This window comes from Nonomuraea sp. CA-218870 (genome assembly GCF_050936535.1).
GTDB classification, from domain to species: Bacteria; Actinomycetota; Actinomycetes; order Streptosporangiales; family Streptosporangiaceae; genus Nonomuraea; species Nonomuraea corallina.
This window is the reverse complement of sequence record NZ_JBNJMN010000001.1, coordinates 5,120,834-5,132,822: the sequence shown is the minus strand read 5'-3', so window position 1 is coordinate 5,132,822 and position 11,989 is coordinate 5,120,834. Positions and strand designations below refer to the sequence as shown.

The following is an 11,989-nucleotide window of genomic DNA, read 5'->3' as shown; positions in this document are numbered from 1 at the left end:
CACGTGGAGAATCTGCGCATGTTCGTCAACGGCCAGGCGATGTCGGGCGGCAGCCTGAACGCCGCGCTGGCCGGCGCGCGGTTCCTGGGACCGGCGACCACCGCGCCCCGCTACCGGTTCTACTCGGTACGCGACGAGTTCCCCGGCCTCCACCCGGTCGGCGAGGACGGCCACGCGGTGCCCGGCGAGCTGTACGAGGTGACCTACGAGATCCTGCGCGACCACCTGCTGCCGGGCGAGCCGCCCGAGCTGGAGCTCGGCGTGATCGAGCTGGCCGACGGCAGCGGCTCGCTGTCGATGCGGATGCGCGCCGAGGCGCTGGAGGCGCCGGGCGTCACCGACATCAGCGAGGCCGGCGGCTGGCGGGCCCACCTGGCCGGAGGCGGCAGTTGAGCGGCCCTGTCGTGATCCGCGGCGGCACGGTCGCGGAGGCGGGCTGGAGCGCGCCGGCGGACGTGTTCCTCGCCGGCGGCAAGGTGACCGCGCTCGCCGAGCCCGGCGCGCCCGCGCCGCGCGGCGCCACCGAGATCGACGCCCGCGGCATGCTGGTGCTGCCCGGCGGCGTCGACCCGCACTGCCACGTCGGCTTCACCTCCGGCGACTTCACCTCGCTGGACGACTACGCGCAGTGCACCACGGCGGCGGTGTTCGGCGGCACCACCACCATCGTGGACTTCGCCATCCCGCGCCCCGGCCAGTCTCCCGCCGACGCCGCCCACGCCCAGCGCGCCAGGGCGGCGGGCGGGCTCTGCGACAGCGCGCTGCACGCCTGCGTCGTGGAGTGGGACGAAACGGTGCCCGAGCAGCTCCGCTCGCTGGTCGCCGACGGCATGCCGACGGTGAAGATGTTCACCACCTACCGCGGCGAGACGATGGCCGACGAGGACACCATCCTGCGCACCATGGCCACGCTGCGCGACCTCGGCGGCATGGTGGTGATCCACTGCGAGGCCAACCACATCATCGAGGACACCCAGACGCGCTGCTCGCACGACGGCCGGATCGGCGCCGAGCACATGGCGGCGACCCGGCCCGAGCTGGCCGAGACCGCCTCGGTCGCCGAGGTCCTGGCCATCGCCGAGTCGCTCCGGGCGCCGGTCTACTTCGTCCACCAGTCCACGCCCGAGGCCGTCGAACTGGTCGCCGCGGCCCGGTGGCGCGGCGTGGCCGCCTACTCCGAGTCCGTCGCCCACCACCTGGTGCTGGACGACTCGCTCTACGCCGGGGCCACCCCCGAGCGGTTCGTGTGCTGCCCGCCGCTGCGCCCCCGCCCGGTGGTGGACGGGCTCGCCCGCCACCTGGCCACCGGCGAGATCACCACGATCGGCAGCGACCACTGCTGCTACGACCTGGCGCAGAAGGAGTCACGCCGGTCCGACGTGCGCGTCATGCCGAACGGCCTGCCGGGCGTGGAGACCAGGCTGCCGGTGGTCTTCTCGGAGTTCGTGGCGGGCGGCGGCCTGCCGGTCACCCGCTTCGTCGAGCTGACCGCCGCCAACCCGGCGCGGGCCAACGGCCTGTATCCGCGCAAGGGCACCCTCATGCCGGGCGCCGACGCCGACGTCGCGATCTGGGACCCGTCGGCCCGGTGGACGATCACCTCCGACGCGCTCCACATGGCGACCGACTACACCCCGTACGAGGGCATGGCGGTCACGGGCCGCCCGCGGACCGTGCTGGTCGGCGGCCGGGTGGTCGTCCACGACGGCGTGCTCGCCGACCCCGAGCCGCGCGGCCGTCACCTGGCCGCCGGCCCGGTCACGTCACCGGGCGGCCGCACCCGCCCGGCCCGCGCCTCCAGGTAGCGCCGCTCGGCGATGCTGGCGGTGGCCTTCGCGGCGCGGCGGTAGTGCTCGTGGGCCCCCGCCGCGTCGCCGGTCTTCTCCAGCAGGTGCGCCCGCACCGACAGCAGCCGATGGTGCCCGCGCATCCGCTCGTCGCCGTCCAGGGCGGCGAGCAGGTCCAGCCCGGCCCGCGGGCCCCGGATCTCGGCGAGCGCGATCGCCCGGTTGAGCGTGACCATCGGGTTGGGCGCGATCCGCTCCAGGATCAGGTAGAGCGCGTGCACCTGCGCCCAGTCGGTATCCCCGGCGGTGGCCGCGTCGGCGTGCGTGGCGGCGATGGCGGCCTGCAACTGGTAGGGCCCCAGCGCCGGGCCGGCCAGCGCCGCCTTGACCAGCTCGGTGCCCTCGGCGATCAGGTCACGGTCCCACGCCGTCCGGTCCTGCTCGTCCAGCGGGACCAGGTCGCCCGCCGCCGTCGTCCGCGCCTCGCGGCGGGCGTCCGTCAGCAGCATCAGCGCGAGCAGGCCGGTCACCTCGTCGTCGCCGGGCAGCTGGGCGCGGACCATCCGCGTCAGCCTGATCGCCTCGCGCGCGAGGTCGGGCCGGTGCAGCTCGCTGCCGGAGGAGGCGGTGTAGCCCTCGTTGAAGATCAGGTAGAGCACGTGCAGGACGACCCGGAGCCGCTCCTCGCGCTCCGCGCCGGCCGGCGGGAGGCTGAAGGTGCTGCCGGCGGCCCTGACGCGCTGCTTGGCCCGGCTGATCCTGGCCGCCATGGTGGCCTCCGGCACGAGGAACGCGCGGGCGATCTCGGCGGTGGTCAGGCCGCCGACCGCGCGCAGCGTCAGCGCCGTCTGGGAGGCCGCGGTCAGCGCCGGATGGCAGCACAGGAACAGCAGGACGAGCGTGTCGTCGGCGTCCGGCGCCTGCTCGGGCGTCGCCTCCGCGGCCGTCGCCGACTCCCGCTCGCGCCGGGCGTGGTCGCTGCGGATCTGGTCGATGAGCCGCCGGGACGCGACCGTCGTGAGCCAGCCGCGCGGGCTGGACGGCACGCCTTCGGCCGGCCACTGCACGGCGGCGGCGAGCACCGCCTCCTGCACCGCGTCCTCGCAGTTCTCGAACTGGCCGTACCGGCGTACGAGAGTGCCGAGGACCTGCGGCGCGAGCCCGCGCAGCAGGTCCTCGACGGGCAGGTCCGTCACGCCTCCAGCTGCCCGTCGGCGAACATCACCTGGCGCACCTCGATCCCCAGCCCCTCGATCGCGGCGTCCGGGATCCGCGCCGCCAGCTCGATCGCCCGTTCCTTGCTCTCGCAGTCGACCAGGTAGAAGCCGCCGAGGTACTCCTTGGCCTCCAGGAACGGGCCGTCGGTCACCACCGGCCGGCCGTCGCGCACCGACACCACGGCGGCCTGCGACGGGTCGGCCAGCGCCTGGGTGAAGATCAGCTCGCCGGACTCCTTCAGCTCCCGCATGAACCTGCCGTGGCCGTCACCGATCGCGGCCCTCTCCTCGTCGGTCAGCGCGTCCAGCACGGCCGGGTTGATGTGCATGCTGATCTGGAACTTCATCGCTACTCCTCGTGCTCGGCGGGCCCAGGGACGGGCCTCTTCCAGGCATGGGTCGGAACCGGCGGCGCAGTCTTGACCTACCTTCCTCCGGAGGCAAGTCTTTCGCTCGCTCCTGGCGAAGAAAACGGTGACACGGTCTAGTAATCTCCAATGGGTTTTGCACGAGTGGTGAGGTCTCCGCCCGAATCGTAGGTGCGCGGTGTGCAGGTTCGCGCGTGCGAGAAGCAAGGCGTGATACGAGCAACACGGGACAAGAGCGACGAGGATGACATGACTGACATGAGGTCTCGCGGCTCAGGCGGCCCGGTCCACGGCAGCGAGGTCAGCGAGCCGGAGCTGCGGCAGCTGCTCGACGGGCTCACGGCCGTGCGCGACGGCGACTTCCGCACCCGCCTCCCCGAGGACGACGACGGGCTCCTCGGCGAGATCGCCTCGGTGTTCAACGGCATGGTGGACCAGCTGTCGCAGTTCACCTCCGAGGTGACCCGGGTGGCCCGCGAGGTCGGCACCGAGGGCCGGCTCGGCGGCCAGGCCGAGGTGCCGTCGGTGTCGGGGACCTGGAAGGACCTCACCGACTCGGTCAACGCCATGGCGGGCAACCTCACCGACCAGGTGCGCAGCATCGCCCAGGTCACCACCGCCGTCGCCAGGGGAGACCTGTCGCAGAAGATCACGGTGGACGCCCGGGGCGAGATCCTGGAGCTGAAGAACACCGTCAACACCATGGTCGACCAGCTGTCGTCGTTCGCCGACGAGGTGACCCGGGTGGCCCGCGAGGTCGGCACCGAGGGGCAGCTCGGCGGCCAGGCGGACGTCAAGGGCGTGGCGGGCACCTGGCGCGACCTCACCGACTCGGTCAACTTCATGGCCGGCAACCTCACCGACCAGGTGCGCAACATCTCGCAGGTGGCGACCGCGGTGGCGCGCGGCGACCTGTCGCAGAAGATCACGGTGTCGGCACGGGGCGAGATCCTGGAGCTGAAGAACACCCTCAACACGATGGTCGACCAGCTCAGCGCGTTCGCCGCGGAGGTCACCAGAGTGGCCCGCGAGGTGGGCACCGACGGGCGGCTGGGCGGGCAGGCCGACGTCAAGGGCGTCTCCGGCACCTGGAAGGACCTGACGGAGTCGGTCAACGTCATGGCCGACAACCTCACCGCCCAGGTGCGCAGCATCGCCCAGGTCACCACCGCCGTCGCCAGGGGCGACCTGACGCAGAAGATCCGGGTGGACGCCCGCGGCGAGATCCTGGAGCTGAAGGAGACCATCAACACGATGGTCGACCAGCTCTCCGCCTTCGCCGACGAGGTGACCCGGGTGGCCCGCGAGGTCGGCACCGAGGGCAACCTGGGCGGCCAGGCCACGGTGCGGGGCGTCTCGGGCACCTGGAAGGACCTCACCGACAACGTCAACGTCATGGCCTCCAACCTGACCAGCCAGGTGCGCAGCATCGCCCAGGTGGCGACCGCGGTGGCCAAGGGCGACCTGTCACAGAAGATCACCGTCGAGGCGAAGGGCGAGGTCGCCGCGCTGGCGCAGACCATCAACACCATGGTCGACACGCTGTCCGCGTTCGCCGACGAGGTGACCAGGGTGGCCCGCGAGGTCGGCACCGAGGGCCAGCTCGGCGGCCAGGCGCGCGTCCCCAACGTGGCCGGCACCTGGAAGAACCTCACCGACAACGTCAACTCGATGGCCGACAACCTGACCAACCAGGTGCGCAGCATCGCCCAGGTCACCACCGCCGTCGCCAGGGGCGACCTGACCCGCAAGATCGACGTCGACGCCCGCGGCGAGATCCTGGAGCTGAAGACCACCATCAACACGATGGTCGACCAGCTCAGCGCGTTCGCCGCGGAGGTCACCCGGGTCGCCCGCGAGGTGGGCAGCGAAGGCCGGCTCGGCGGGCAGGCCGAGGTCGCGGGCGTCTCCGGCACCTGGAAGCGGCTGACGGAGAACGTCAACGAGCTGGCCGGCAACCTCACCCGCCAGGTGCGCGCCATCGCCGAGGTGACCAGCGCCGTGACCTCGGGCGACCTGACCCGGTCGATCACCGTGGACGCCGAGGGCGAGCTGGCCGACCTCAAGGACAACATCAACTCGATGGTCAAGTCGCTGCGCGAGACCACCCGGGCCAACCAGGAGCAGGACTGGCTGAAGTCCAACCTGGCCCGCATGTCCAGCCTCATCCAGGGCCACCGCGACCTGTCCACGGTGGCCGAGCTGGTGCTGAACGAGCTGGCACCGCTGGTGTCGGCCCAGTACGGCGCGTTCTTCCTGGCCGGCGACGACGAGCTGCGGCTGATCAGCGCCTACGGCTACCAGGCGGACCGGCCGACCAGCTTCCGCATGGGCGAGGCGCTGATCGGCCAGGCGGCCAGGACCCGGCGCACCATCGCCATGACCGACATCCCGGCCGGCTACCTCACGGTCGCCTCCGGGCTCGGGCGGACCGGCCCGGTCTCGGTGATCGTGCTGCCCATCGTGGTCGAGGAGCAGGTGCTCGGCGTCATCGAGCTGGCCTCGGTGTACGCGTTCACCTCGGTCCACCGGGCGCTGCTGGACCAGCTCATGGAGAGCATCGGCGTCAACCTCAACACCATCGTCGCCAACGCCCGCACCGACGAGCTGCTGGTGGAGTCCCAGCGGCTGACCGCCGAGCTGCAGGCCCGTTCCGAGGAACTGCAGAACCAGCAGGAGGAGCTCCAGCGCTCCAACGCCGAGCTGGAGGAGAAGGCCCGCCTGCTGGCCAGCCAGAACCAGGACATCGAGACCAAGAACCTGGAGATCGAGCAGGCCCGCCAGGAGCTGGAGGACCGGGCCCAGCAACTCGCCCTGGCCTCCAAGTACAAGAGCGAGTTCCTCGCCAACATGAGCCACGAGCTGCGCACCCCGCTCAACTCGCTGCTCATCCTGGCCCAGCTGCTGGCCCAGAACCACAGCCGCAACCTGACGGCCAAGCAGGTCGAGTACGCCGGCATCATCCACTCGGCCGGATCGGACCTGCTCCAGCTCATCAACGACATCCTCGACCTGTCGAAGGTCGAGGCGGGCAAGATGGACGTCAACCCCGAACGCGTCCCGCTGCGCCGCCTCCTCGACGACATCGAGGCCACGTTCCGCCCGATGACCACGCAGAAGGGTCTCGACTTCCGGATCGTGACCGCTCCCGGCATCCCGCTGGAGGTCCTGACCGACGACTCGCGGCTCCGCCAGGTGCTGCGCAACCTGCTGTCCAACGCGGTGAAGTTCACCGAGACGGGCGGCGTCGAGCTGCGGATCGAGACGGCGGCGCCGTCGGAGCTGCCCGCCTCGGTGCGGGCCCACGGCGCGGCCGTCGCGCTGCGGGTGATCGACACCGGCATCGGCATCCCGGAGCAGCAGCTCGAAGTGATCTTCGGGGCGTTCCAGCAGGCCGACGGCACCACCAGCCGCAAGTACGGCGGCACCGGGCTCGGCCTGTCGATCAGCCGCGAGATCGCCTACCTGCTGGGCGGGGCGATCACGGCGAGCAGCACGCCGGGGCAGGGCAGCACGTTCACGCTCTACCTGCCGATCGCCCGGCCCGACTTCGACGTGACCGAGCCGGCCGCCCCCGCGAGGGCGACGGCGCCCGAGGAGTCCGCTCCGCAGCGGCAGCCCGTCCAGCGCAACCGCCGGCTCCTGGTCATCGAGGAACGGCCGCGCGGCCTGCTGTCGCTGGTGGCCGAGAGCGTGCTGACGGAGCTCACCCCCACCGGGCACGACGTGGAGGTCGTCTCGGTCGTCGGCGCCCAGGAGGCGGCGACCACGCTCGCGGCCGAGCCCTGCCACCTGATCGTGATCGACCTCGACATGCCGGACCAGGCCGCCTACCAGCTCCTGGAGGCCATGGACGGCGACCCGGCCCTGCGGGCCGTGCCCGTGCTGGCCTACAACAACTGGCGGGCCAACCCGCAGCGGGAGGCGCAGTTGCTGGCGCGCGACGACGGCCAGCCGCTGGAGCTGTTGTCCAGCCTGGACGAGCTGCGCGAGCGGATCGCGCTCCACCTGACCGCCGAGCAGCCGGGCGACGTGCTGCCGCTCACCAGGCCGCAGCAGGTCGGGCCGGCCGCCGCGCGGGCCGCCGACGACGCGCTGACCGGCCTCACGGTGCTGGTCGTGGACGACGACACGCGCAACCTGTACGCGCTCACCAGCATGCTGGAGATCCACGGCATGCGCGTGCTGCACGCGGAGAACGGCCGCGAGGGCATCGACACGCTGATCGCGCACCCCGAGATCGACGTGGTGCTGATGGACGTGATGATGCCCGAGATGGACGGCTACGCGGCGACCGCCCGCATCCGGACCATGCCGCAGTACGCCACCCTGCCCATCATCGCCGTGACGGCCAAGGCGATGCCGGGCGACCAGGACAAGAGCCTGGCGGCCGGGGCCAGCGACTACGTGACCAAACCGGTCGACGCCGACCATCTCATCGAGCGCATCCGCCACTGGATCACCGCGTAGAACGGCTCGTCCCCCGAGGTAGCGCCATTGGCAAGGAGCAGCGAAGTGCAGAGCCCACGGCCGGACGACGGCCGGCCGCCGTCCGTTCCGGAGACGAACGTCGGCCGGCTGGCGGCCACCATCGAGCGCCTGCGCGCGGAGGTCCGGGAGGCCCAGCTGGCCGCCGAAGGGCGGGCCCTGATCGAGGTGGCCAAGGGCATCTTGATCGAGCGGCTGCGCTGCAGCGTGGCCGACGCCGCCCAGCAGCTCGCCCAGCTGGCCGACCAGGCCGGCGTGACGCAGCTGGAGCTGGCCGCCGACATCATCAACCAGGCGGCGCAGGACCGGATCAGCGAGACCGCCCGCGCCTTCCTCGCCGCCACGCAGGCGGAGGAGCCGTCCCGCGAGGCGGCCGACCTGTCCGTACGGCTGCGCAGCGCCGAGAGCGGCGTGCTGCGGGCCGGCGACTCGCAGGCGGTGGCCGAGTCGCTCCTGGAGCACGCGCTGACCCCGCTCGGCGCGAGCGCGGTCGCCATCTGGGAGGCCAACCCCGACGCCTCGCTCACCCTCGCCGGGTACGCCGGCCTCTCCGACGAGGAGGCCCGGCGCTGGCGGTACGTGCCGCCGGGGGTCGAGACGCCGGCCCGGCGCGCCCTGGTCAACCGGCAGAGCGTCTGGCTGAGGAGCCTGTCCGCCGCCGGGCTGCCCTCCATCGGGCAGCGGGAGGCCTCCGGCGGCCGGGTCACCGTGCCGGCCGGCACCGGCGGGCAGATCTTCGCCGTGCTGGAGGTCGCCTGGCCGGAGCCCCTGCCGCCGCAGCCGCCGCAGATCCGCAAGCAGATCGAGGCGCTCGCCGAGCTGAGCGCCTACACCTTCGACGCGCCGACCCGGTCGGGGGAGCCCCACCACCCGCAAGCCGTGTCCGAGCTCGTCGCCCTGATCGACACCCTGCCCGACACCGCGCTCATGCTGCGCCCGCACCTCGACGACGAGGGCCGGCTCCGCGACTTCCGCGTCCAGCACGCCAACGCCCGCTTCGCCGATCCGGCCGGCCGGCCGCGGCACATGGTCGTCGGCTCGCTGCTGCTGGAGGCGTACCCGCTGGCGGCCGGCGACGGCGGGCTGTGGGACAAGATCGAACGCGTCCACGCCACCGGCGAGCCGTTCCACGCCGACAAGCTGGCCATGACCGCGCTGGTCGACCAGGTGCCGCTGACGAGCATCGCCTCGGTGAGCATCACCCGCCACCGCGACAGCGTGCTGCTCGTCTGGCGGCTGCACGACGAGGCCACCCAGCTGGCCAGCCTGCTCCAGCACGCGCAGCGGCTCGGCCGCATCGGCGGGTTCGAGGAGAACATCGTCACCGGGCGGATCATCTGGAACAGCCAGCTGTACGCCCTGTACGGGCTGGAGGAGGGCGACCCGCCCATCCCGCTCGAACGGCTCGCCGACCACGCCCACCCGGACGACGCCGTGGCCATCGGCCGGTTCCTGCGTACGGTGCTGCACCAGCGCCGGCCCGGCTCGACGGCCTTCAGGCTGCGACGTTCCGACGGGATCGCCCGCCACATCCGGGTCGTGGCCGAGCCGGAGTTCGACGCCGACGGCCGCCCGTTCACCATCCGGGGCGCGTACCAGGACATCTCCTCCCAGCATTGGACGGAGGTGGCGCTGGCCGCCACCCGCGACCAGCTCGCCCACACCGAGCAGCAGGCGGCGGAGCGCAACCGGCTGACCCTCCAGCTCCAGCAGGCGATCATGCCGCCCAGCCAGGAGCCGATGGAGGCCTTCGACCTGAACATCGCCGTCCGCTACCGGCCCGCGGAGAAGGAGCACCTGGTCGGCGGCGACTGGTACGACGCCGTGGTGCTGCCGACCAAGCAGATCCTGCTGTCGGTGGGCGACGTGGCCGGTCACGGGATCGAGGCCGCCACCGGCATGGTCGTGCTGCGCAACGCGCTGCGCGGGCTGGCCGCCACCGGGGCCGGGCCGGGGCAGCTGCTGTCGTGGCTCAACCTGGTCGCCCACTACCTGACCGACCAGGTGACGGCCACCGCGATCCTGGGCCTGTACGACCCGGACACCCGGGTGCTGCGCTGGGCCAGGGCCGGGCACCTGCCGCCGATCCTGATCAGGGAGGGCCGGGTCGAGGAGCTGGACCTGATCGGGGGAGTGCTGCTGGGCGCGCTCTCGGACGCCACCTACGACGAGGGGCGCATCGAGCTGGCCTCGGACGACATCCTCCTGATGTACACCGACGGCCTGATCGAGCGCCGCGACCGCACCCTGGACCACTCCCAGGGGCAGCTGCTGCGCATGGCCGGCCACCCGATCGCCAACCTGGAACACCGCCTGGACCACCTGCTCACCCACAGCAGCTCCGACACCGACGACGACACCTGCATCGTCGGCATCCAGCTGCGCTGACCGGCGGTCAGGCCGGGGGCAGGAGCGGCCGCGGCGGCAGCGGGGAGGAGTAGACCACGCTGGTGGTGACGCTGCCGAGCGCGCCGACCCGGCCGCTCACCCGCTCCAGGTGTCTCATGTCGGTGGCGACGACCTTCATGACGAAGCAGTCGTCGCCCGTGACGTGGTGGGCCTCGACCACCTCGGGGAGGTCGGCGAGCAGCTTGTGCAGCGGCTCGTAGACGCTGCTGGGGTAGCGCAGCCGCAGGTAGGCCAGGATCGTGAAGCCGAGCCGCTCGGGGTCGACGTGGGCGTGGTAGCCGGTGATCACGCCGGCCTGTTCGAGCCGGCGGATGCGCTCGGCCGTGGCGCTGTGGCTCATGGTGATGCCGCGCGCCACCTCCGCCACGCTCTGCCTGCCGTTGGCCTGAAGGGCGTCGAGGATGGCCGCGTCGACCTTGTCGATCTCGACAGGGATAGTGAAGGTCATCTCCGAGATATTGCCAAAGTTTCCCGGCGGAAGCGGACCAATGCCGTTGATCATCCCTTCAATCAAGGTATTCGCCGTCAGTATCGTGTCCCGCATGTCGCTGTCATCGCCGTCCTCGCCCGCCTCCCACGCGCTCGTGGCCCACTTCACCGGCAAGCTCCAGTACGAGACCGACGCCTCCGACGTGCACGCCGACCAGGAGCGGGGCGTCCGGTTCGCGCTCGTCGACTCCCGGGGCGACGCCGCCTGGGCCCAGGGCCGGATCACAGGCGCCCTGCACCTGCCCACCGCGGAGATCGCCCGGCGCGCGCCCCTGGAGATCCCCGCCGGCCTTCCGGTCGTCACCTACTGCTGGGGGCCGGGCTGCAACGGCGCCACCCGGGCCGCGCTGGAGTTCGCCAAGCTCGGCTACCAGGTGAAGGAGATGATCGGCGGCTTCGAGTACTGGGCCCGCGAAGGTTACCCGGTCGAGAACGACCACGGCCGCCTCACTCGCGAGCCGGACCCGCTGACCGCTCCCGTCGACGCCATCGGCTGCGCCTGCTGACGGCGCTGTTGCGGTTCCGTGATGATGCCGTGATCATTGGCGCATGAAGCAGACGGACGCCGAGAACTCCCGAGAGTTGCTGAACGAGCAGGTCGTCTACTACAGGACGATCGCCGAGGAGTACGAAAGCCTCGCCCTGCCCTTCCCCGGCGACGCCGAGCTGACCGCGGCGCTCGACGCGTTCCGGCCGACCGGCAGCGTGCTCGAACTCGCCTGCGGACCCGGCCGGTGGACCGCCCAGCTCCTCCGCCACTCCGAGGACGTCACGGCCGTGGACGCCTCCCCGGAGATGATCGCCCTCGCCTCGGCCCGCGTGGGCCCGGGGCGGGTGCGGTTCGTGTCCGCCGATCTGTTCTCCTGGCGGCCCGACCGCCGTTACGACGTCGTCGTCTTCGGATTCTGGCTGTCGCACGTCCCGCCCGGACGCTTCGCGTCCTTCTGGGAACTCGTGGCCGACTGCCTCGAACCGGGTGGGCGCGTGTTCTTCGCCGACGACGCGTACCGCACCGCCGACGAGCTCATCGAGGGCGCGCGGTCCACGACCATCCGCCGCCGGTCCTCGGACGGGGCCGACCACCGGATCGTCAAGGTCCCGTACGAGCCCGCGGACCTCGAACGGCGGCTGGCGGGGCTCGGCTGGCGCATCAGCGTCCACCCGACCTCCGGGCCGTTCTTCTGGGGATCGGGGAGCCGGGCGGCCGGCTGATCAACGCCTTCGACCCCGT

The 11,989-nt window shown here is 72.1% G+C and carries 9 protein-coding genes; 6 read left to right on the top strand and 3 right to left on the bottom strand.

Features of this window, described 5'->3' with window-relative positions:
- Window positions 1-3 precede the first annotated feature (3 nt).
- Together ACQEUU_RS24715 and hydA are read left to right on the top strand one after the other, a co-directional pair.
- Window positions 4-393: an allophanate hydrolase-related protein gene (locus tag ACQEUU_RS24715; RefSeq protein WP_433069927.1), complete on the top strand. Its 390-nt coding sequence runs from the start codon at window positions 4-6 to the stop codon at window positions 391-393.
- Window positions 390-1,805 carry a dihydropyrimidinase gene (gene hydA / locus ACQEUU_RS24710; protein ID WP_433069924.1) on the top strand — a complete coding sequence of 472 codons (1,416 nt, stop codon included), beginning with the start codon at window positions 390-392 and terminating at the stop codon, window positions 1,803-1,805. The genes ACQEUU_RS24715 and hydA overlap by 4 nt, the downstream gene beginning before the upstream one ends.
- Here hydA and ACQEUU_RS24705 read toward each other — a convergent pair.
- A complete protein-coding gene (locus tag ACQEUU_RS24705; RefSeq protein ID WP_433069921.1) occupies window positions 1,739-2,983 on the bottom strand; it encodes an RNA polymerase sigma factor in 1,245 nt (414 codons plus the stop codon). The two genes, hydA and ACQEUU_RS24705, sit on opposite strands and share 67 nt — an antisense overlap.
- Entirely contained in the window at window positions 2,980-3,351 is a 372-nt protein-coding gene (locus tag ACQEUU_RS24700) for a YciI family protein (RefSeq protein WP_433069918.1), read from the bottom strand. Before ACQEUU_RS24700 ends, ACQEUU_RS24705 begins: the two co-directional genes overlap by 4 nt.
- Window positions 3,352-3,630: 279 nt before the next feature.
- Here ACQEUU_RS24700 and ACQEUU_RS24695 point away from each other — a divergent pair, with 279 nt between their 5' ends.
- On the top strand, window positions 3,631-7,842 hold the full coding sequence (locus ACQEUU_RS24695; RefSeq protein WP_433071976.1) for a HAMP domain-containing protein: 4,212 nt from the start codon (window positions 3,631-3,633) through the stop codon (window positions 7,840-7,842).
- A gap of 45 nt (window positions 7,843-7,887) precedes the next feature.
- On the top strand, window positions 7,888-10,248 hold the full coding sequence (locus ACQEUU_RS24690) for a SpoIIE family protein phosphatase (RefSeq protein WP_433069915.1): 2,361 nt from the start codon (window positions 7,888-7,890) through the stop codon (window positions 10,246-10,248).
- Window positions 10,249-10,255: 7 nt separating this feature from the next.
- Here ACQEUU_RS24690 and ACQEUU_RS24685 read toward each other — a convergent pair whose 3' ends face one another.
- Complete coding sequence (locus ACQEUU_RS24685) at window positions 10,256-10,717, bottom strand: Lrp/AsnC family transcriptional regulator (RefSeq protein ID WP_433069913.1); 462 nt, start codon at window positions 10,715-10,717, stop codon at window positions 10,256-10,258.
- A gap of 94 nt (window positions 10,718-10,811) precedes the next feature.
- Here ACQEUU_RS24685 and ACQEUU_RS24680 point away from each other — a divergent pair, with 94 nt between their 5' ends.
- Both ACQEUU_RS24680 and ACQEUU_RS24675 read left to right on the top strand, forming a co-directional pair.
- Complete coding sequence (locus ACQEUU_RS24680; protein WP_433069910.1) at window positions 10,812-11,264, top strand: rhodanese-like domain-containing protein; 453 nt, start codon at window positions 10,812-10,814, stop codon at window positions 11,262-11,264.
- A gap of 43 nt (window positions 11,265-11,307) precedes the next feature.
- Window positions 11,308-11,970: a class I SAM-dependent methyltransferase gene (locus ACQEUU_RS24675; RefSeq protein ID WP_433069907.1), complete on the top strand. Its 663-nt coding sequence runs from the start codon at window positions 11,308-11,310 to the stop codon at window positions 11,968-11,970.
- Window positions 11,971-11,989 lie beyond the last annotated feature (19 nt).

Excerpts from the sequence above, each read along its gene's own strand:
- ACQEUU_RS24700 (WP_433069918.1), bottom strand. The coding sequence starts at position 3,351 with ATGAAGTTCCAGATCAGCATGCACATCAACCCGGCCGTGCTGGACGCG.
- ACQEUU_RS24695 (WP_433071976.1), top strand. The coding sequence starts at position 3,631 with ATGAGGTCTCGCGGCTCAGGCGGCCCGGTCCACGGCAGCGAGGTCAGC.
- ACQEUU_RS24685 (WP_433069913.1), bottom strand. The coding sequence starts at position 10,717 with ATGACCTTCACTATCCCTGTCGAGATCGACAAGGTCGACGCGGCCATC.
- ACQEUU_RS24680 (WP_433069910.1), top strand. The coding sequence starts at position 10,812 with ATGTCGCTGTCATCGCCGTCCTCGCCCGCCTCCCACGCGCTCGTGGCC.
- ACQEUU_RS24675 (WP_433069907.1), top strand. The coding sequence starts at position 11,308 with ATGAAGCAGACGGACGCCGAGAACTCCCGAGAGTTGCTGAACGAGCAG.